This is a genomic window from Bacillus sp. 0209A (assembly GCF_036765095.1).
Lineage (GTDB): Bacteria > Bacillota > Bacilli > Bacillales > Bacillaceae > Bacillus > Bacillus subtilis_G.
Map to the genome: position 1 here is coordinate 944,759 of NZ_JBAIZV010000001.1, position 18,591 is coordinate 963,349.

Annotated in this window: 21 protein-coding genes and 1 pseudogene; 15 read left to right on the forward strand and 7 right to left on the reverse strand. The window is 44.9% G+C overall.

The genetic code is table 11. From position 1 onward, the window contains the following. Nucleotides 1-49: 49 nt before the first annotated feature. From glcP to V6D44_RS04230, 3 genes are all read left to right on the forward strand, one after another. On the forward strand, nucleotides 50-1,255 hold the full coding sequence (gene glcP, locus V6D44_RS04220) for a glucose/mannose transporter GlcP (protein WP_087991292.1): 1,206 nt from the start codon (nucleotides 50-52) through the stop codon (nucleotides 1,253-1,255). Between the two features lie 445 nt (nucleotides 1,256-1,700). Further along, nucleotides 1,701-1,898 carry a hypothetical protein gene (locus V6D44_RS04225; RefSeq protein ID WP_087991291.1) on the forward strand — a complete coding sequence of 66 codons (198 nt, stop codon included), beginning with the start codon at nucleotides 1,701-1,703 and terminating at the stop codon, nucleotides 1,896-1,898. A 15-nt stretch (nucleotides 1,899-1,913) separates the two neighbouring features. Further along, the gene (locus tag V6D44_RS04230) at nucleotides 1,914-2,111 is read left to right on the forward strand and encodes a hypothetical protein (protein WP_087991290.1); all 198 of its coding nucleotides are present in this window, start codon (nucleotides 1,914-1,916) and stop codon (nucleotides 2,109-2,111) included. A 220-nt stretch (nucleotides 2,112-2,331) separates the two neighbouring features. Here the strand turns inward: V6D44_RS04230 and V6D44_RS04235 are convergent, their stop codons facing one another. The 4 genes from V6D44_RS04235 to V6D44_RS04250 all read right to left on the reverse strand — a co-directional run bounded on the left by V6D44_RS04235 (nucleotide 2,332) and on the right by V6D44_RS04250 (nucleotide 5,745). Then, complete coding sequence (locus V6D44_RS04235) at nucleotides 2,332-2,859, reverse strand: MarR family transcriptional regulator (RefSeq protein WP_333516287.1); 528 nt, start codon at nucleotides 2,857-2,859, stop codon at nucleotides 2,332-2,334. Between the two features lie 76 nt (nucleotides 2,860-2,935). Continuing rightward, nucleotides 2,936-4,435: a monooxygenase gene (locus V6D44_RS04240; RefSeq protein ID WP_202328536.1), complete on the reverse strand. Its 1,500-nt coding sequence runs from the start codon at nucleotides 4,433-4,435 to the stop codon at nucleotides 2,936-2,938. Nucleotides 4,436-4,613: 178 nt separating this feature from the next. Next, nucleotides 4,614-5,120, reverse strand: coding sequence for a signal peptidase I (gene lepB / locus V6D44_RS04245; RefSeq protein ID WP_087991288.1), 507 nt, complete (start codon nucleotides 5,118-5,120; stop codon nucleotides 4,614-4,616). Nucleotide 5,121: 1 nt separating this feature from the next. Then, nucleotides 5,122-5,745 carry a TVP38/TMEM64 family protein gene (locus tag V6D44_RS04250; protein ID WP_087991287.1) on the reverse strand — a complete coding sequence of 208 codons (624 nt, stop codon included), beginning with the start codon at nucleotides 5,743-5,745 and terminating at the stop codon, nucleotides 5,122-5,124. Nucleotides 5,746-5,895: 150 nt separating this feature from the next. Here V6D44_RS04250 and V6D44_RS04255 point away from each other — a divergent pair, with 150 nt between their 5' ends. From V6D44_RS04255 to V6D44_RS04265, 3 genes are all read left to right on the forward strand, one after another. Continuing rightward, complete coding sequence (locus V6D44_RS04255) at nucleotides 5,896-6,258, forward strand: hypothetical protein (protein ID WP_087991286.1); 363 nt, start codon at nucleotides 5,896-5,898, stop codon at nucleotides 6,256-6,258. Nucleotides 6,259-6,482: 224 nt separating this feature from the next. After that, entirely contained in the window at nucleotides 6,483-6,683 is a 201-nt protein-coding gene (locus V6D44_RS04260; RefSeq protein WP_087991285.1) for a DUF3311 domain-containing protein, read from the forward strand. Next, complete coding sequence (locus tag V6D44_RS04265) at nucleotides 6,680-8,149, forward strand: sodium:solute symporter family protein (RefSeq protein ID WP_087991284.1); 1,470 nt, start codon at nucleotides 6,680-6,682, stop codon at nucleotides 8,147-8,149. Before V6D44_RS04260 ends, V6D44_RS04265 begins: the two co-directional genes overlap by 4 nt. Nucleotides 8,150-8,195: 46 nt before the next feature. Here the strand turns inward: V6D44_RS04265 and V6D44_RS04270 are convergent, their stop codons facing one another. Further along, on the reverse strand, nucleotides 8,196-8,465 hold the full coding sequence (locus tag V6D44_RS04270) for an excalibur calcium-binding domain-containing protein (RefSeq protein ID WP_087991283.1): 270 nt from the start codon (nucleotides 8,463-8,465) through the stop codon (nucleotides 8,196-8,198). A 207-nt stretch (nucleotides 8,466-8,672) separates the two neighbouring features. Here V6D44_RS04270 and V6D44_RS04275 point away from each other — a divergent pair, with 207 nt between their 5' ends. Further along, nucleotides 8,673-9,572 (forward strand): SDR family oxidoreductase, encoded by a 900-nt coding sequence (locus V6D44_RS04275; protein ID WP_333516301.1) that lies wholly within the window; start codon nucleotides 8,673-8,675, stop codon nucleotides 9,570-9,572. Between the two features lie 44 nt (nucleotides 9,573-9,616). Here V6D44_RS04275 and comK read toward each other — a convergent pair whose 3' ends face one another. Then, nucleotides 9,617-10,195: a competence transcription factor ComK gene (comK, locus tag V6D44_RS04280; protein ID WP_087991281.1), complete on the reverse strand. Its 579-nt coding sequence runs from the start codon at nucleotides 10,193-10,195 to the stop codon at nucleotides 9,617-9,619. A 292-nt stretch (nucleotides 10,196-10,487) separates the two neighbouring features. Here comK and V6D44_RS04285 point away from each other — a divergent pair, with 292 nt between their 5' ends. Next, nucleotides 10,488-10,721, forward strand: coding sequence for an IDEAL domain-containing protein (locus V6D44_RS04285; RefSeq protein ID WP_003239440.1), 234 nt, complete (start codon nucleotides 10,488-10,490; stop codon nucleotides 10,719-10,721). 26 nt (nucleotides 10,722-10,747) lie between these two features. Here the strand turns inward: V6D44_RS04285 and V6D44_RS04290 are convergent, their stop codons facing one another. Then, on the reverse strand, nucleotides 10,748-11,605 hold the full coding sequence (locus tag V6D44_RS04290) for an SDR family oxidoreductase (protein WP_087991280.1): 858 nt from the start codon (nucleotides 11,603-11,605) through the stop codon (nucleotides 10,748-10,750). A 111-nt stretch (nucleotides 11,606-11,716) separates the two neighbouring features. On the opposite strand from V6D44_RS04290, the gene V6D44_RS04295 reads away from it, so the two are divergent. The 7 genes and pseudogenes from V6D44_RS04295 to phoE all read left to right on the forward strand — a co-directional run bounded on the left by V6D44_RS04295 (nucleotide 11,717) and on the right by phoE (nucleotide 18,568). Beyond that, nucleotides 11,717-13,246, forward strand: coding sequence for an FAD-dependent oxidoreductase (locus V6D44_RS04295; protein WP_087991279.1), 1,530 nt, complete (start codon nucleotides 11,717-11,719; stop codon nucleotides 13,244-13,246). A 13-nt stretch (nucleotides 13,247-13,259) separates the two neighbouring features. Next, nucleotides 13,260-13,925 (forward strand): annotated as a pseudogene (locus tag V6D44_RS21065) (protoglobin domain-containing protein); the annotation flags it as partial. 240 nt (nucleotides 13,926-14,165) lie between these two features. Continuing rightward, a complete protein-coding gene (locus tag V6D44_RS21070; protein ID WP_437124959.1) occupies nucleotides 14,166-14,681 on the forward strand; it encodes a methyl-accepting chemotaxis protein in 516 nt (171 codons plus the stop codon). A 134-nt stretch (nucleotides 14,682-14,815) separates the two neighbouring features. Next, entirely contained in the window at nucleotides 14,816-15,376 is a 561-nt protein-coding gene (locus V6D44_RS04305) for a biotin transporter BioY (RefSeq protein WP_087991277.1), read from the forward strand. 4 nt (nucleotides 15,377-15,380) lie between these two features. Continuing rightward, nucleotides 15,381-16,820: an acyl-CoA synthetase gene (locus V6D44_RS04310; protein WP_253268987.1), complete on the forward strand. Its 1,440-nt coding sequence runs from the start codon at nucleotides 15,381-15,383 to the stop codon at nucleotides 16,818-16,820. A 1-nt stretch (nucleotide 16,821) separates the two neighbouring features. Further along, nucleotides 16,822-17,916, forward strand: a complete 1,095-nt coding sequence (locus V6D44_RS04315) for an acetyl-CoA C-acyltransferase (protein WP_253268986.1) — start codon at nucleotides 16,822-16,824, stop codon at nucleotides 17,914-17,916. 70 nt (nucleotides 17,917-17,986) lie between these two features. Further along, entirely contained in the window at nucleotides 17,987-18,568 is a 582-nt protein-coding gene (gene phoE / locus V6D44_RS04320) for a phosphatase PhoE (protein ID WP_087991274.1), read from the forward strand. Nucleotides 18,569-18,591: the final 23 nt, after the last annotated feature.

Consider the following 18,591-nt stretch of genomic DNA (forward strand, 5'->3'; position numbering starts at 1 on the left):
AAAGAAGCAGGAATTTATTTTCCTGCTTTTTAATATAGGGGTGTAATGAATGTTAAGAGGGACATATTTATTTGGATATGCTTTCTTTTTTACAGTAGGTATTATCCATATATCAACAGGGAGTTTGACACCATTTCTATTAGAATCTTTTAACAAGACAACAGATGATATTTCGGTTATCATTTTCTTTCAGTTTACCGGATTCCTAAGCGGCGTATTAATCGCACCGTTAATGATTAAGAAATACAGTCACTTTAGGACACTTACGTTAGCTTTGACAATAATGCTTGGAGCGTTAAGTATCTTTTTTCTAACGAAGGATTGGTATTATATTGTTGTAATGGCTTTTCTCTTAGGATATGGAGCAGGTACATTAGAAACGACAGTTGGTTCCTTTGTTATTGCTAATTTCGAAAGTAATGCAGAAAAAATGAGTAAGTTGGAAGTTCTCTTTGGATTAGGCGCTTTATCTTTTCCATTATTAATTAATGCCTTCATCGATATTAATAACTGGTATTTACCGTATTACTGTATATTCACCTTTTTGTTCGTCCTATTAGCAGGGTGGTTCATTTTCTTATCCAAGAACCGAAAGTACGCTAAGAGTGCTAATCAGCAAGTGGCCTTGCCAAATGTAGGAGCATTTCAATACTTTATAGGAGATAGAAAAAAATCAAAGCAATTAGGCTTTTTTGTATTTTTCGCTTTCCTATATGCTGGAATTGAAACAAATTTCGCCAACTTTTTACCTTCAATCATGATAAACCAAGACAATAAACAAATTAGTCTCATAAGTGTCTCCTTTTTCTGGGTAGGGATCATCATAGGAAGAATACTGATCGGTTTAGTAAGTAGGAGGCTTGATTTTTCTAAGTACCTCCTCTTTAGTTGTAGTTGTTTAATTGTTCTGTTGATTGCCTTCTCTTATATAAGTAACCCAATACTTCAATTGGGTGGTACATTTTTGATTGGTTTAAGTATAGCGGGCATATTTCCCATTGCTTTAACACTAGCATCAATCATTATTCAGAAGTACGTTGACGAAGTTACAAGTTTATTTATTGCTTCGGCAAGTTTCGGAGGAGCGATAATCTCTTTCTTAATTGGATGGAGTTTAAATCAGGATACGATCTTATTAACCATGGGAATATTTACAACTATGGCAGTGATTCTAGTAGGGATTTCTGTAAAGATTAGGAGAACTAAAACAGAAGACCCTATTTCACTTGAAAGTAAAGCTTCAAAAACACAGTAAAAACGTGTGAATGAAAGATACTCATAGACATATTGTAAGTAAGAAGAGGACTTCATGTCCTCTAGTTCCTTCCTTGTTTATATGGAGAAAACAGTGTTTTAGCACGGGAGATAGAAGTGATTGTAATTGTGATTCTTGACCTGTCCGAGATACGCACAGGTGTCGTAGCAAAGGTATTTACAGAATTGTTTTATGATGCATCCATGAATTAACCTGTTGCTGCCATCAACAATAGCTGCTGAATTGGAAACGCTCATTAGCGCATGGTTAAAGAAAATTAAAAATTTAACTATCAAATGTGGAGATTTCAAGAAAAGTGTCAAACTAGACATTCAGTATAAGGACAAACCTATACTTTAGGATATGCTGAAAATGTCAACGAAGATGTATGCAAAGCAAAGTTGAATATTATATATTTTTGTATCACAATAGGAATTTAGAAGCAATGGATGCAAAAATGCCCATTCTTAAAGAAAAGAAATTGTGGTCAGACGTGGCAGAGTTATCAGAAAACGCAACTGTGTACTTTAAAAAGAAAAATAATTCTAACATTTCCTCGACATATTTTAAGGATGCATCAAAAGCCAAAGATCAAATTTTGAGATTAACCGAAGATGCATGTAAACTAAAGGAGAAACCTTAAAGTTAATGGGGCGTTATGATGAAAAAGATTTTTAAAGGGGTTTTGCTGCGCGACAATCCCGAGAAGGCCATGCACTTATATTACGGATTATGTTTAGGTATCTGGCTGATTTACAATTTAGTGACATCCGGTTCCCCCGGACTGCCGCTTATCATTTTAGCCGGAGGAAATTTGATTTACGTTACAATCTTGAAAAAGAAAGAGGAAACGTAAAAAAAACACCCCCGGTGCGTGTTGATTGTTGACAACATCCTAAAACGATGAATCGTTTTAGGATGTTGCCATCTTTTCAACGTGATTGAAAACCCTTGCCGCTTAAGAAAGTGAGTATGGAAGCAAAGAAAATGTTCTCATTCGTATGCACCAACGCGCAGACCAGACAACAAACCAAAGTTTGCCGTCACGCTGAACCACGCATCCTGTGCATGGTTTTTTATTCAAAAACGCTGTGGATCCCTTCTTCAATCTCTTCTGAGGATGGATACCACTTTGTCACCAAATCCCGTAACAGCCGTTCCGCAAAAAGAATTTCTTCCTCAGTGTACCGGTCAAAAAATGACAGAAAACGCTGTTCGACCTTCTGATGATAATATTTATGCAACCCATGCAGTTTTTTTCCAGCCGGCGTCAAACGGAAGTAGACCTCCTTCTTATTATCGCTAAGCTGTGTTCTGTGAAGGAAGCCGGCGCCAAGCAATTTTGTGCTGATGCGTGACACCGTCGCTTTTGTTGTATTCATTTTTTCTGCAATAGACGTGACATTAATCGGCTCATTGTCTCCGACACAGGATAGAACATGAATTTCTGTCATCGTCAATTGTGATTTACTCCCGTGCTCATCATCCAGCTTCTTCAACTCGTCAGCCAAAAAGGCTTTCATGAGTCCCTCCCATTTCTCCTGTTGATGAATGAGCTCCGCATATAATTCAAAAAGATTGTGTTTCGTATGATCTGTGTTCATCGGGTTTTCCATCCTTTTTCATTCGATTGTTTCTTCTATCATACCTTTTTGTTACAGATGAAACAATCGAATTGCGTTACACCGGACTGGTGACGGAAAACCACCGGCTGATTCCTGTTTGAATCACCCCGGTACAATCGGGTGCTGATGCATCCACCGCCCAGGCAACATGTCCATCAGGGCGAATCAATACCGTATGCACGTCCCGCCACTTTTCATTCGGTTCTGCAAGCGAGGCGTTTACCGTACGCAGGCCTTTCACTCGGCTATGATCATCAGCTTCTTGGATCAATGACAGTAAAACGAATGTTCCGTTTTGAAGACAGCTGTACAGCCGTTCCGAACTGCCATCGGGAACATTCAGCTTCATATCCGGGAGTCTTAACCCGTTCAAACGATGCGGCGGCATATCCGGATCAGCTTCATACCTGACATCAAGCGCGGAAATTTGCCCCGCTACATATCGATTCACTTCAGGGAAGGCGAGCAGCTCCGATATCATACTGCGCAAATGGAGGCCTGCTTGAGTGAAATCAATCAGTTTTGTCTGTGCCTCTGTGTTCCTCAGGAGCCCTTCAGCAGCCGGGTGCCGCTCCCTATGGTAGCTGTCCAAAAGCCACGAAGGCGCAGCGCCCTTGACGGCCGCCGCCAGCTTCCACCCAAGGTTCATCGCATCCTGAAGGCCGACATTCAGCCCTTGGCCGCCCGCTGGAAAATGAATATGCGCCGCATCCCCCGCAAGAAAGATTCTGCCGTCCCGATACCGCTTCGCTTGACGTGCGGCATTCCCGAACCTTGACATCCACGAAGGCTCGCTTAAACCGAAGTCAGTTCCGCAAATTCGTATAAGATCAGTTTTTAGCTCCTCCTCAGTGACCGGCACATCTTTCGGTGTCTGAGTTCGGTATGGGCTGATTACGACGACACGGTATCGACGCGGAGAAAGCGGAACAATCATCACACCGCCCTCTTTTGTGCAAAGGGACAGCACTCCTGACGGCGGCGGAGAAAGGAGCGCCACATCTCCAAGCGCCGCTGTAACGGTGCTGTCGGTACCCGAAAACTCAATTCCAGCCTGTTTCCGGACAGTGCTACCTGCACCATCGGCACCAATGACAAATTTGCTTATGATCGTCCGCACACTCCCCTCCCGATCCTTGAAAATCGTTTGCGCCCCTTCCCTGTTTTGCGTAACCGCCAGCGCCTCTGCTCCTCTAAACACCTCTGCTCCCAGGCTTCGCGCATGTTCCTCAAGCAGCTGCTCCGTTTTAACCTGCGGAAGCAAAAGCGTGTAAGGACAGCTCGTATCCAAGCCTGAAAAATCAAGACGGGTATCCAGCATCGAAAAGTGCCCGGAAGGTATCTTGCTCCCCTTGGATACAAACCGCTCCAAAAGCCCTCTCATCTCAAGTAGCTCCAGCGTGCGGGGATGCAGCGTCAGCGCCTTGGAATAAGGAACAGGCTTTTCAAGCCGCTCAACCACACATGTTTTCACCCCGGCCATCGCAAGCTCGGAAGCCAGCATCAACCCGACCGGCCCTCCCCCTATAATCACGGCTTCAACATTCATCTTAATCACTCCTTTTGTTTCATATAAAACGAATAAAAACCAATAAAAACAACCCAAAATTAAAAACGAATTCTATTTTTGTTACACATGAAACAATTTTGATTATAACTCCTTACAAATTTTTCTTCAACACATTTTTCCAAACCAGCACAAAAAAGACGCCGTTTCAATTGGCGTCTTGGTTTTATTCAGAATCGGAGATCACACCGACAATCTTTTTTTCACTAATCGGACCAAAGTGCCGGCTGTCGAAGCTGTATATGCGATTATCTCCAACAACAAAATATTGTCCTTTCGGCACTCTGCTTGTTCCTGTCACATCTTTCAAGGTAAAATCACCCGTTACATGGCTTCCGGCAGAAACAGATTTCAAATGCTTCAAAAATGGCTCAGCAACCTGCTTTCCGTCCACATACAGCTGATCATCTTTATATTTGATCGATTCACCAGGCAGGCCGATCACCCGCTTAATCAGCACTTTTTGATCTGGGCCTTTGAAAAGGACAATATCAAAGCGATGAATGGTTTTAAATCGATGCGAAAATTTACTAACTAACAATTCGTTCCCTTCCTGAAAGGTCGGGTTCATACTGACGCCTTCCACCTTGTAATCAATAAAGACGGCATTTTTAACCTGAATGGCGAGAACGACGGACACTATACCGGCAAGAAACCAAAACCGTTTTTTCATGTTACTGCCTCCCCCCATCATGCTCACGCTGACTGGCTCTCACATGCAAATACCGCTCCACCTTTTTGCCCACATACCATAAAACAGCGATCACCAATACAGCAATGATCGTTCGTATCGGCTGTGTGATGAGCGCGTGCAGATCATATCCGATAAAGCTGATCATAAAAATCATGACAAGCTTCCCCGAGGCTGCCGCCAAAATAAACGGCCGCGTTCCGATCCTCGACAAACCGGCAACAACATTCACCGCGGCTGACGGTGTAAACGGAAAACAAAGCAGAAGAAACATAGGGCCAAAGCCGTGTCTTTCCACCCATAACATCAGCTTTCTGACCGACGGGTGACTGCGGATAACTCCAAGCAATCTTCTCTGCCCGTATTGACGGACAATGAAAAAGACAAGTATAGATCCAGCAGTTGATCCCGCCCAGGACAGGATGAATCCTTCCCAAAGGCCAAACGAGTTCGTATTCGCCACCACAAACACGATCAGCGGCAAAAACGGGAGAAATGCTTCTACTAAAGGCAGCAGCACAGCAATGAGCGGACCTAAAGCCCTGTAGCTTTGGAATAATTCAGTTAAGTTTTCTTGTGTAAAATAGGATAAAAAATGATCCAACATTTATACTCCTTACCGGGTTTGTCTATCCTTATTCTACACATTATCAGCAAAAAACTAAAAAGTTTTGGTGATTTTTTCTGTATTGAAACATTTCACCAGCCGATATAGAATATACAGAACGAACGTTCCCGCAAGAAAGAAGGAGTCAGCATGCCGAATTTACAGGAGGAAATATACGATTTAATTGAACGGGCTCTTTTTTTGCCCATGGCCATTACGATTTTAAATCGTGATCTCGCCGGAATTGAGCAAAGCGCTTTAAAATTGAAGCATCCTTATAAACAGCTTATCAGCGAATCATTAAAAATAGCACAAAAGGATTTGATTGAGGTCAGAAAAGAGCTGAGGAAAAGAAAAATTGTGATCCACGAGGCGGAACGCGATGAGGCCTTTACGCTTTATGTATTTGTGATCGAAGGTTATGAAGAAAAGCACCGTTATTTTAATCCGCGAATCCGTGAACAGGTTAGCGAATTATTAACGTTTTATCTATTTGCCCCGGACAGGCCATAAGTCTTTTGAATCATTTTGCGCCCTTCCGAAACTGCCCGCTCCCTCTTCGGGCAATTCTAATAATAAATTTCAGACAATTCACACTATACAAACAAAATGAATTTATTTATAATTCGAACCACAGCCTTTTACCCCAAAAAATGACATGTGCCGCCATATTTCCCGACATCATTTTCAGTACGCTCCGGCTTGCACACCCCACCTTAAAATAAAAGGAGGATTCTATGAAACTGATTCACGTTCTCGCCGCTTTGCCCTTTATTGGCATCTTACTCGGCATCCCTTTTGCAAATAAAATGACTCCCTATGTATTGGGCATGCCGTTTATTCTTGCCTATATCGTGATGTGGGCTCTTTTGACCTCTGCGTTGATGGCGATTGTATATGTCCTCGACAACGAAAATAAAAAGGAGGAAGCAGAATGAACGCAGCTCTCATCATCATTTTCGGCGTCCTGCTCTTGAGCATTTTTCTCGGTATACGCGCCCAAAAAGGAAAAGACATGAACCTTGAGCAGTGGACGGTTGGAGGCCGCGGCTTCGGAACCTTGTTCGTCTTCTTATTGATGGCAGGCGAAATTTATACCACATTTACGTTTCTCGGCGGAAGCGGCTGGGCCTATGGAAAAGGCGGACCGGCCTTTTACATCATTGCCTACGGCTGCCTGGCCTACATCCTTTCTTATTGGCTCCTGCCGGCTGTTTGGACGTACGCGAAACAGCATAAGCTGATGTCGCAGTCTGATTTTTTCACCCAAAAATATAACAGTCCGCTGCTTGGCGTACTCGTTTCACTGGTCGGCATCGCCGCGCTCATTCCGTATCTTGTGCTGCAGCTGAAAGGCCTCGGTCTGATTGTATCGGAGACATCGTACGGCAAAATCTCCCCGGCCGCCGCCATCTGGATCGGCGCCATTTCCATCACGGTTTACGTTATGGTTTCCGGCATTCACGGGTCTGCCTGGATATCGGTTGTGAAAGACATTATGATTTTGGTCGTCGTTCTGTTTTTAGGTGTGTATTTGCCCATTCATTACTACGGCGGATTTCAAGACATGTTTCAGCAGATCGAAACGGCAAAGCCGGGCTTTCTTACGCTTCCTGAAACGGGGCAAAGTACGGCGTGGTTCAGTTCAACCGTGCTCTTAACAGCCCTCGGGTTTTATATGTGGCCTCATACATTTTCCGCTTCGTATTCAGCCGAAAACCCAAGAGTCTTTCGCAAAAACGCCATCATCATGCCTTTATACCAGCTGGTCCTGCTCTTCGTCCTGTTCGTCGGCTTTGCCGCTATCCTGCAAGTACCTGGTTTGAAAGGTGCGGACGGTGATTTATCGCTTTTGAGACTGTCTCTGCAAACCTTTGACCCTTGGTTTGTCGGGATCATCGGCGCTGCCGGACTGCTGACGGCGCTTGTGCCGGGGTCTATGATCTTAATGTCAGCTTCCACCCTGTTTGCAAAAAATGTGTACAAAGTGTTCGCCCCCCGCACGACAGAACAGCACGTATCGACACTTGCTAAATATGCAGTGCCAGTGATCGCGCTGATTTCGGTTTATTTTACGTTCAAAGGCGGGAATACCATCGTTACACTGCTATTAATGGGCTACAGCCTTGTCACACAATTATTTCCGGCACTGCTGTTCAGCTTGTTCAGGCATAATATAGTGACGAAACAGGGAGCCTTCGCTGGCATCCTTACAGGTGTCGGAGCGGTGTCTTATATTACATTGACGGAAACAACGATCAGCACTTTATTTCCAGCGCTGCCGCAAGCCGCAAAAGACGTAAATGTCGGCATCGTCGCCCTGCTTTTGAACATCACGGTCATGGCAGCAGTAAGCTTTGTGACAAGAAAAGCGAAAAGCGCTGCGGCCGGTCAAGCGGCGTAACCAATAAATAGTAAAAGCAATCTGGCCATCAGATTGCTTTTCTTGTTTAGCGTTCGCAGGCGATATAATCTTTATCGCGGTCTTTCTTTTTATTGGCATCATAAAGCGCCTTAGAGACGTAAGGCTTGTACTTCGTTTTTCCGCCTTTATTTTTCACCTTCGACGTGCGGGCCACCCCGCCTTTGTATACTTTGTTTAACTCCTTGCAGTTCTTATAGACTTTCACCTTTGTTTTGGCTTCCGCCACATGGCCGGCTCCGTATGAAAAACCGAAAACGAGACCGAGTGACAACAAAACCGCCGCCGCTTTTTTCATGACGATTTACTCCTCCTCATACCCAATATTTAGTTGTTTATAGCTGGATTTCATCTTAATTCATACAGTCAAGTTTGACAAGATAAATATGGAAAAAGGGTTGGATTTTTCTTGTCTTTCAGCATTCAAACTGTCAAAACATGTTTTTCTGAAAATACTCAGGGGTACACATACGAATGTACACCAAACAGAAAAGGAGCGTTGATGATGTCTGATTCAAATCTTAGCAATCCTTTAACAGCATTTTTTCATGATGAATTTCCCGAACAATATCAACAACCGCCCGGCCTGCAGCAGAACATGAAGCCAGTGCCGGATTGCGGAGAAAAAAGCTACAAAGGATCGGGTAAACTAACCGGCCGAAAAGCGCTTGTCACCGGCGGCGATTCCGGTATCGGCCGAGCGGCAGCGATTGCTTACGCCCGGGAAGGCGCCGATGTGGCCATTAACTACCTGCCTTCGGAACAGCCTGATGCTGAAGAAGTGAAAGAACTGATAGAAGCAGAAGGGCGAAAAGCAGCACTGATCTCCGGAGACTTGAGTGACGAATCCTTCTGCCAGGATTTCGTCAAACAGGCGTATCAGGAACTTGGCGGTCTGGATGTGTTGGCGCTGGTCGCCGGCAAACAGCAAGCGGTCGAAAACATCGAAGATCTGCCCACTGAACAAATCTATAAAACATTTGAAGTAAACGTCTTTTCCCTTTACTGGGTTGTAAAAGCGGCGCTTCCGTATTTGCCTGAGGGCGCATCAATTATTACCACCACCTCAGTTGAAGGCTACAATCCAAGCCCGATGCTGTTAGATTACGCAGCAACGAAAAACGCCATTATCGGCTTTACCGTCGGATTGGGAAAACAGCTGGCTTCGAAAGGCATAAGAGTGAATTCAGTAGCGCCCGGGCCAATTTGGACACCGCTGCAAATTTCCGGCGGACAGCCGACGGAAAACATCCCTAAATTCGGCCAAGGCACGCCGCCGTCACCGTTAAAACGTGCAGGCCAGCCAGTAGAATTGGCAGATGTTTATGTATTTTTAGCTTCAGAGAATTCAAGCTATGTGACATCCCAGGTATATGGCATCACCGGAGGAATCCCGACTGCCTAAGCAGGAGAAGGAGCTGTCCTGTTTGGTCAGCTCCTTTCTATTTTCTAATACCGCTCCCCGAGCTCTCGCAAAATAAAATCATAAATCATCTTCGTCCGCTCTTCCTTCGGATACAGCATAAATTCCTGCCGTTTTGGCACGCGGTGTTCGATTCTGTCCTGGAATTTGGTTCTGAGCCACGCTGTCCGGTAAACCTGGTTTTCGAACGAATTGCAGGAGATCGGCAGCTCCATTGTTTTGCCGTTCGAAAATGTCACTTCCGTATCGTCGAATGCAGTCGGTTTGAATTCTTTTACGTACACATGGGAAATCCAGCCGCATTGGGGTCTTGTCGAAGAAAGTGTAGGGAATAAAAAGATTTGGTTCGAAGGGTCCACCATGATCGGCGGTTTGTGTGAAATTTTTGTCACTTCATAAGTTCCCGCTTTTCTTCCCGCATAGCTTGATCCGAAAAAACGGCAGCTTCTGTCGACGATTTGCAGCGGCTTCATGCTGACATAAAATACGCAGTCTTTTTCAATAATTTTGGAACAGATTTTGCCATCAATTTCTTCTGGCAGCACGGCAATTGTTGCGCCGTTTACTTCATACGATTCTAAAGGTGCGTCAGTTTTCTGACTCATATTATAGCCTCCATCCTTTTTCTGCAAAATTTATACTAATAATCTATCATCTGTTTTTATAAAACGACAGGTTTTTTTAACAAATAAGCTAAAATCATCTTTTAATGATATTTTCTAGCGCTAAATTACTAGTAATAACCCGATTTTACATTCATATGATCTTCCAGTTTACGGCATTTTGCAGGATATGTCGATAGATTGCCAAGTATTAGTTGTCTAAAAATTATAAAAATTGATTGATTTTTTCGACCTTTATCCATATACTATAAAAAAGGCATTGGGGGGATTCTTTATGAAAGAGAAAAAATCGTACACTGAGCTCATGAAGTCCCGCAACACGCAAAAAACAAAAGAATTTGATGTCACAATGACGGATGTCTACATTCAAATGGTGCTCGATGAATCCTTGTATAAGCGTCGGCTTGCCATGCTGACGGACCAAATCAATAAAGCCTTGGACGAAAAAGATAAAGATGCGTTTCTTACGCTCTCTAAAGAATATGCAGCGCTCAAGCAGAGCGAATAAGCCAATCCTTAAGGATTGGCTTTTTATCACCCATTCACAATTGTTCCGCCATTGACGTGAATCGTCTGTCCTGTGACATAGGTGGAATCGTTGCTGGCAAGGTATAGATAGCTTGGCGCCACTTCCACCGGCTGTCCCGGGCGTTCCATCGGCACATCTGAACCAAACACTTCCACATCCTTTGCGGAAAAACTGGCCGGGATAAGCGGTGTCCAAATAGGACCCGGCGCTACTGCATTGACCCGTATGCCCTGCTGAACAAGCGACTGTGAAAGTGACCTTGTAAACGTAACGATCGCTCCTTTTGTCGCTGAATAATCGATCAGCGTTTTATTCCCTTTATAGGCGGTAATTGAGGCTGTATTAATGATGGAGCTCCCCTTTTTTAAATGAGGCAGCACCGCCTTTGTTAAGTAAAACATGGAGAAAATGTTTGTTTGAAAGGTTCTGACCAGCTGGTGGCTTGTGATTTTTTCAATGCCGGGCTGGACATGCTGCTCAGCTGCATTGTTGACCAATATATCAATGGACGAAAACGATTGGCTTGTCTGCATAACCACATCATTGCAAAACGCTTCATCCCCGACATCTCCAGCAATCAGCAGGCATTTTCCCCCTTCCTTTTCTACATACTGCTTTGTTTCCTCGGCGTCCTGATGCTCATTTAAATACACGACGACCACATTAGCCCCTTCTTTTGCGAATAACACCGATACAGCGCGTCCGATTCCGCTGTCTCCTCCGGTAATAATAGCGGTTTTGCCCTCTAATTTTTTCGCTTTCTTCGGCTTATCAAAAACCGGACGCGGGTCCATGAGATATTCTAAGCCCGGCTGCTGGTTCTGGTGCTGAGGCGGCAATGTTTTCTTTTTTTGATTCGCCAATGCAATCACTCCTTTTCAACCCTATTATGTTATGAACAATGCCTGCTCCCTATGTATGAAAAGATAGAATATGGAAAAATTAAGAATAAATCTGATTGGAGGTATAATGGCTTGGCTAATCAATATTTTGCAAAGGAAGCACCTGAAACATACTGGAAAACATCAACTGACCTGCCTTCTTTTCCGGCGCTTCAAGAGGATACTGAGTGTGATGTCACCATAATCGGCGGCGGGATTACGGGAATTACAACGGCATATGAACTCGCGAAGAGAGGCTTCCGTGTCGTTTTGATTGAAGCAAATCAGGTGCTCAATGGCACCACTGCCCATACAACTGCTAAAATTACCGCCCAGCATGACATGATTTACGATGAATTTATCCGCAATTTCGGATTGAACCACGCAAGGCTTTATTATGAAGCCAATCAAAACGCAATAGATTACATAAAAGGAATTGTGGATGAACATCAAATTGATTGCGAATGGAGCGAACAAGATGCATATCTTTACACAGCAAATGAAGACGCTGTAAAAAAAATCCGAACTGAGCACGAGGCATACACAAAGCTTGGCATTGAAAGAGACCTTATAAAGGAGCTTTCGATTCCCTTAGGTTCTAAGCTGGCGCTTGTCATGAAAAATCAAGCCCAATTTCATCCGCTTCAATACTTAAAAGCGCTTCTGGAGCAGATTGTTCAAAAAGGCGGACGGATTTATGAAGAGACCGTTGCGCTTGATGTCAAAAAAGGCGAAAGGCCTGAAGTGGTAACAAAAAGCCGGCACGCCATTAAGAGCCGCTTTATCATATGCTGTTCCCACTTCCCTTTTTATGACGGAGGCGGATTATATTCTGCGAGAATGTACGCTGACAGATCCTATGTCCTCGCCATCAAGCCAAAGATCGACTATCCCGAGGGCATGTATTTGAGTATCGATCAGCCGTCAGTGGCCCTCCGCTATACAAACGTAAACGGAGAAAAACTGATTCTCTTTAGCGGAGAAAGCCATAAAACCGGCCAAGGAAAAGACATGTCGACACATTACGAAACACTGAGACAAATGGCAGAAAGCACCATCGGCATCGAAAGCATCCCATATTATTGGTCCACCCAGGATCTTGTGACAATTGACAAAATTCCCTTCATCGGACCGATGTCGGAACAGGAGGACAATATTCTTGTAGCGACCGGATTCAAAAAATGGGGCATGACGTCATCAGCTGTCGCGGCCACTCTATTGTCAGACCTTGTGGAGAAAAAAGCCAATCCATACGAAAGCATTTTCACGCCGTCCCGTTTCCATCTGAACCCCGGACTGCAGAAAGTGATTTCTTACAATGCCGATGTCGCCAAGCATTTCATTAAAGGAAAGCTTGAAAAGCCTGACGTCCAGTTTGAAGAGATCGCGCCGGGTGAAGGAAAAGCCGTCACCATCAACGGCAGACGTGCGGGGGCATTCAGAGATGAAAAAGGCTGCCTTCATCTCGTCGATACGACTTGCACCCATTTAGGCTGCGAGGTCGACTGGAACGACGGCGAGCATACATGGGATTGTCCGTGCCACGGATCCCGCTTTAAGCCAACCGGCGAAATTGTTGAAGGTCCTGCCATCAAGCCATTAAAACAAATTGACTTTGATTAAACCGTTCATTTTAGTGAACGGTTTTTATAAATATTTTTCATCTGTATCTTCATTCACGTTCCCCTTGACCGATAAAAAAGAAAAAGGCTTAAAAAGCCAAAAGGTAAACATTATATTTTTCCCAAGGGGGATCACAGTATTGTTATTTAAAAAAGATAGAAAACAAGAAACCTATTTTTCTGATTCAAACGGACAGCAAAAAAACCGCATTCAGCTCACAAACAAACATGCGGATGTTAAAAAACAGCTCAAAATGGTCAGATTAGGAGATGCCGAGCTTTCCGCTTTAGAGCAGCTTCAGCCACTAATCCAAGAAAACATCGTTTTCATCGTCGATGCGTTTTATAAAAACCTTGACCATGAAAGCTCATTGATGGATATCATTCATGACCACAGCTCAGTTGACCGCTTAAAACAAACGTTAAAACGGCATATTCAGGAAATGTTTGCAGGCGTTATCAATGATGAATTTATCGAAAAGCGAAACCGAATCGCCTCCATTCATTTAAGAATCGGCCTTCAGCCAAAATGGTATATGGGCGCCTTTCAAGAATTACTCCTGTCAATGATTAACATTTACGAAGCGTCTATTACAGACCATAAGGAACTGCTGAAAGCAATTAAAGCGACAACTAAAATCTTGAACTTGGAACAGCAGCTTGTTCTCGAAGCGTTTCAAAGCGAGTACAATCAAACCCGTGATGAACAAGAGGAAAAGAAAAACCTTCTTCACCAGAAAATTCAAGAAACCTCTGGGTCGATTGCAAATCTGTTTTCAGAAACGAGCAGATCTGTTCAAGAGCTTGTGGACAAATCTGAAGGCATTTCTGAAGCATCGAAAGCCGGCACAGTGACATCCGGCACCGTTGAAGAAAAGTCGATCGGCGGAAAAAAAGAGCTTGAAATCCAGCAAAAACAGATGAATAAAATTGACACGAGCCTTGTCAAAATTGAAAAAGAAATGGTCAAGCTAGATGAAATCGCACAGCAAATTGAAAAAATCTTCGGCATTGTCACTGGCATTGCTGAACAAACAAACCTCCTCTCGCTCAATGCTTCTATTGAATCTGCCCGCGCCGGTGAACACGGTAAAGGCTTCGCGGTAGTGGCTAATGAAGTGCGGAAGCTTTCTGAGGACACGAAAAAAACGGTCTCTACCGTGTCTGAGCTTGTGAACAATACGAATACACAAATCGAAATCGTCTCAAAGCATATCAAAGACGTGAATGGGCTAGTCGGCGATAGTAAAGAAAAAATGACGCAAATTAACCGCCTATTCGATGAAATCGTCCACAGCATGAAAGTCAGCAAAGAGCAATCAGGCAAAATCGACGTCGATTTGCAGGCCTTTCTCGGAGGGCTTCAGGAAGTCAGCCGCGCCGTTTCTCACGTGGCCGCATCTGTTGATTCGCTTGTTATTCTTACAGAAGAATAAACATCAAAAACCGGTCTGCCAAGCAGCCGGTTTTTTCACGCTTATATTGTTAACTAAAATTAAAAATTAGTTGACATAATAATGACCTGCATTTATTGTATAACCATATTTTATTACTGTTTGGAGGATTTCACATGCTGAGATTAATAGACATGATGCATATTGCCATTTTTACCGCACTGATGGCAGTGCTTGGCTTTATGCCTCCTCTCTTCTTATCATTTACACCCGTTCCGATTACATTACAAACGCTTGGTGTGATGCTGGCAGGCAGCATCCTCAAGCCTAAGTCTGCTTTCTTAAGCCAGCTTGTCTTTTTGCTGCTCGTTGCCTTCGGAGCGCCTCTTTTGCCCGGCGGCCGAGGCGGGTTTGGCGTTTTTTTCGGGCCGAGCGCAGGCTTTTTGATCGCTTATCCCTTCGCTTCGTGGCTGATCAGTTTAGCCGTTTCCAGACTGCGAAAAGTGACTGTATTGCGTCTCTTTTTCACACATATTGTATTCGGAATCATCTTTATTTATCTGCTCGGTATACCAGTACAAGCTTTTATCATGCATATTGATTTGTCACAGGCCGCCTTCATGAGCCTTGCGTATGTGCCTGGTGATTTGATAAAAGCAGCTGTATCTGCGTTTCTGGCGATAAAAATCACCCAAGCCTTGTCTCTTTCTGATACGATGTTTACGAAAGGAGGCTGATTCCATGACAATTACTCATACCTATTCATCTATTGCCGAAAGATCGCCCGGCCATGTGGCGATCCATACTGAATCGGAGCAAATCACATACAGGGACTGGGCTCAACTAGTCTCTCAAACCGCAAATTGGCTGCGGTCGCAGCCGAACATGCCAAAGCGTGTGGCGATCCTGCTCCCGAACAGCATGGCGTTTTTACAGCTGTTTGCCGGAGCTGCAGCGGCGGGGTGCACGGCAGTTCCCATCGACACACGCTGGAGCGCGGCTGAATGCAAGGAGCGGCTGTCCATAAGTGATGTGGATCTTGTGGTGACTTCAACCTTTTTCAAAAACAAACTGATAGATAACAAGACACCTGTTGTTTTGCTGGATAACTGTATGGCAGATATTTCGGAGGCATCCGCTGATCCCGTGCCTATCATTGATCCAGAGCACCCTTTTTATATGGGATTTACGTCTGGCTCGACAGGAAAACCGAAGGCCTTCACACGATCTCACCGCTCATGGATGGAGAGCTTTACGTGTACGGAAACTGATTTTTCGATTTCATCAGATGATAAGGTTCTGATTCCCGGGACGTTAATGTCCTCTCACTTCCTATATGGGGCTGTCAGCACCTTGTTTCTCGGGGGAACCGTTTGCTTGCTGAAAAAATTCTCCCCTACTCAAGCGAAGGAATGGCTGAACGGTAAATCTGTCAGCGTTCTCTATGCCGTACCGACGATGACAGACGCCCTTTCCCGAATTGAGGCGTTTCCCAACAGTCCTGTCAAAATCATTTCATCAGGTGCAGACTGGCCGGCAGAATCTAAGAAAAAGCTGGCCGCAAAATGGCCTCATCTCAAGCTATACGATTTTTACGGCACATCAGAGCTTAGCTTTGTGACATATTCCTCACCGGAAGACAGCAAACGGAAGCCGCATTCAGCTGGCCGCCCTTTTCACAACGTCCAGATTGAAATCCGCAGCGCTGCGGGAGAACGCTGTCAGCCCCGAGAAATCGGAAAAATATTTGTCAAAAGCCCGATGCGGTTTTCCGGCTATGTCAACGGCAGCGCACTAGATGAATCCGGCTGGATGACAGTGGATGATATGGGCTGTGTCGATGAGGATGGCTTTCTATACATATCAGGAAGAGAAAACGGGATGATTGTGTACGGAGGGTTAAATATTTTCCCAGAAGAAGTTGAACGTGTGCTTCTCTCCTGTCCAGAGGTTGAAAACGCGGCTGTCGTTGGAATCCCGGACGAGTATTGGGGAGAAATCGCTGTAGCTGTCATTCACGGAAACACTGATGCCAGAAAGCTGAAAGCCTTGTGCAAACAGAAACTGGCATCCTACAAAATTCCGAAAAAATGGGTGTTTACAAACTGCTTGCCGGAAACGAGCAGCGGAAAAATCGCCCGTTCCAGCGTGACGAAATGGCTAGAAGAGGGTGCAGTGTAACTTGAATGCGGTTATTGTTGATGCAAAACGAACGATCTTTGGAAAACAAAACGGGCTGCTGAATCACTTTCTCCCGGAGGATTTGGCGGGTCCTATCATCAGCTGTCTCAGCCGAAAGCTAGAGGATCAAATCAACGAGGTGATTCTCGGAAACGCAACAGGCAGAGGCGGCAACCTCGCCAGGCTGTCAGCTCTGCAAGCCGGACTGCCTTTATCGGTTCCCGGGATGACGATTGACAGACAGTGCGGCTCCGGCCTTGAAGCTGTACGCTATGCCTGCAGTCTCATTCAAGCGGGAGCCGGCACGATGTATATCGCGGGCGGCTCAGAAAGCAGCAGCCAATCGCCCTTTTCAGAACGGGCCCGGTTTTCTCCAGATGCAATCGGTGATCCCGACATGGGTATCGCAGCGGAATATACGGCAGCACGCTATTCCATCAGCAGAAAAAAGCAGGATGAATATGCGCTTCTCAGCCATCAACGCAGCAGAAACGCACATGATGGAGGATTTTACCGTCAAGAAATTGTTCCTCTCGGAGAATTAGAGATGGACGAAGCATTTCTGAAAAAGCGGCCGATAGAAGCGATTATTTCCCGTGCAAAACCGGTTTTCGACACCAGTTCCGGAACGGTTACAGCAGCCAACAGCAGCGGCATATCAGACGGAGCGGCCGCTCTCCTTGTAATGAAAGAAGAAAAAGCGGCAGCCCTAGGGCTTAAGCCTGTGCTCCGGTTTATCGGCAGCGCCGTCAGCGGGTTTCACCCAAACTATCCGCCCGCTGCACCGGTTGATGCGATCCGTAATCTCTTAATCACACACAATTTAACACCTGATGATATCGATTTATATGAAATCAATGAAGCCTTTGCCGTCAAAATTTGTGTCTGCTCTCAAGAACTCGGCATCCCCTTTTCAAAAATCAATGTTCGCGGCGGCGCGTTAGCTCTCGGCCATCCGTACGGCGCATCAGGTGCAGCTCTGGTAACCAGATTGTTTTATGAAGCGCAAAGACGGACAGACTGTCAATATGCCGTTGCGGCCATCGGAAGCGGCGGCGGAATCGGTCTTGCTTTATTATTTGAAATTATGGCATAGGCTTTTTCATAGGATGCGTGCTTTTGATTTAGTATAATAGCGATATGACCAAAGTCAGGAAGGGGATTTTATGACAGCCGTTTGCTTAGTAAGACATGGAGAAACCGATTGGAACCTGCAGCAAAAATGCCAAGGCAAAACCGATATTCCGCTGAACGCGACAGGTGAACGCCAAGCAAGAGAAACCGGAGAATATGTAAAGGATTTTTCTTGGGATGTCATTGTGACGAGCCCGCTGAAAAGAGCGAAAAGAACCGCGGAAATCATTAATGAATATCTGCATCTTCCGATTGTGGAAATGGATGACTTTAAAGAACGCGATTACGGCGATGCGGAGGGCATGCTGCTGGAAGAACGGACAAAGCGCTATCCGGATAAAATCTATCCGAATATGGAAACGTTAGAAGTACTCACTGACAGGCTGATGGGCGGTTTGGTCAAAGTAAATCACGCGTATCCAAACCAGAAGGTGCTGATCGTCGCTCACGGTGCAGCGATTCACGCACTGCTGACGGAAATTTCCGGCGGTGACCCAGAGCTGCAAAGCACGCGCCTCGTCAACGCCTGCCTCAGCAACATTGAATTTGCAGAAGAGAAATGGCGGATTAAAGACTATAACATCAACAGCCACTTATCCGGCTTTATCAAATAAGAAAAGACAGGCGTTTGCCTGTC

What these genes read in the sequence shown, in the direction of transcription:
- glcP (WP_087991292.1), top strand. Translation starts at nt 50, where the DNA reads ATGTTAAGAGGGACATATTTATTTGGATATGCTTTCTTTTTTACAGTA.
- V6D44_RS04225 (WP_087991291.1), top strand. Translation starts at nt 1,701, where the DNA reads ATGGATGCAAAAATGCCCATTCTTAAAGAAAAGAAATTGTGGTCAGAC.
- V6D44_RS04230 (WP_087991290.1), top strand. Translation starts at nt 1,914, where the DNA reads ATGATGAAAAAGATTTTTAAAGGGGTTTTGCTGCGCGACAATCCCGAG.
- V6D44_RS04235 (WP_333516287.1), bottom strand. Translation starts at nt 2,859, where the DNA reads ATGAACACAGATCATACGAAACACAATCTTTTTGAATTATATGCGGAG.
- lepB (WP_087991288.1), bottom strand. Translation starts at nt 5,120, where the DNA reads ATGAAAAAACGGTTTTGGTTTCTTGCCGGTATAGTGTCCGTCGTTCTC.
- V6D44_RS04250 (WP_087991287.1), bottom strand. Translation starts at nt 5,745, where the DNA reads ATGTTGGATCATTTTTTATCCTATTTTACACAAGAAAACTTAACTGAA.
- V6D44_RS04255 (WP_087991286.1), top strand. Translation starts at nt 5,896, where the DNA reads ATGCCGAATTTACAGGAGGAAATATACGATTTAATTGAACGGGCTCTT.
- V6D44_RS04260 (WP_087991285.1), top strand. Translation starts at nt 6,483, where the DNA reads ATGAAACTGATTCACGTTCTCGCCGCTTTGCCCTTTATTGGCATCTTA.
- V6D44_RS04265 (WP_087991284.1), top strand. Translation starts at nt 6,680, where the DNA reads ATGAACGCAGCTCTCATCATCATTTTCGGCGTCCTGCTCTTGAGCATT.
- V6D44_RS04270 (WP_087991283.1), bottom strand. Translation starts at nt 8,465, where the DNA reads ATGAAAAAAGCGGCGGCGGTTTTGTTGTCACTCGGTCTCGTTTTCGGT.
- V6D44_RS04275 (WP_333516301.1), top strand. Translation starts at nt 8,673, where the DNA reads ATGTCTGATTCAAATCTTAGCAATCCTTTAACAGCATTTTTTCATGAT.
- comK (WP_087991281.1), bottom strand. Translation starts at nt 10,195, where the DNA reads ATGAGTCAGAAAACTGACGCACCTTTAGAATCGTATGAAGTAAACGGC.
- V6D44_RS04285 (WP_003239440.1), top strand. Translation starts at nt 10,488, where the DNA reads ATGAAAGAGAAAAAATCGTACACTGAGCTCATGAAGTCCCGCAACACG.
- V6D44_RS21070 (WP_437124959.1), top strand. Translation starts at nt 14,166, where the DNA reads ATGAATAAAATTGACACGAGCCTTGTCAAAATTGAAAAAGAAATGGTC.
- V6D44_RS04305 (WP_087991277.1), top strand. Translation starts at nt 14,816, where the DNA reads ATGCTGAGATTAATAGACATGATGCATATTGCCATTTTTACCGCACTG.
- V6D44_RS04310 (WP_253268987.1), top strand. Translation starts at nt 15,381, where the DNA reads ATGACAATTACTCATACCTATTCATCTATTGCCGAAAGATCGCCCGGC.
- phoE (WP_087991274.1), top strand. Translation starts at nt 17,987, where the DNA reads ATGACAGCCGTTTGCTTAGTAAGACATGGAGAAACCGATTGGAACCTG.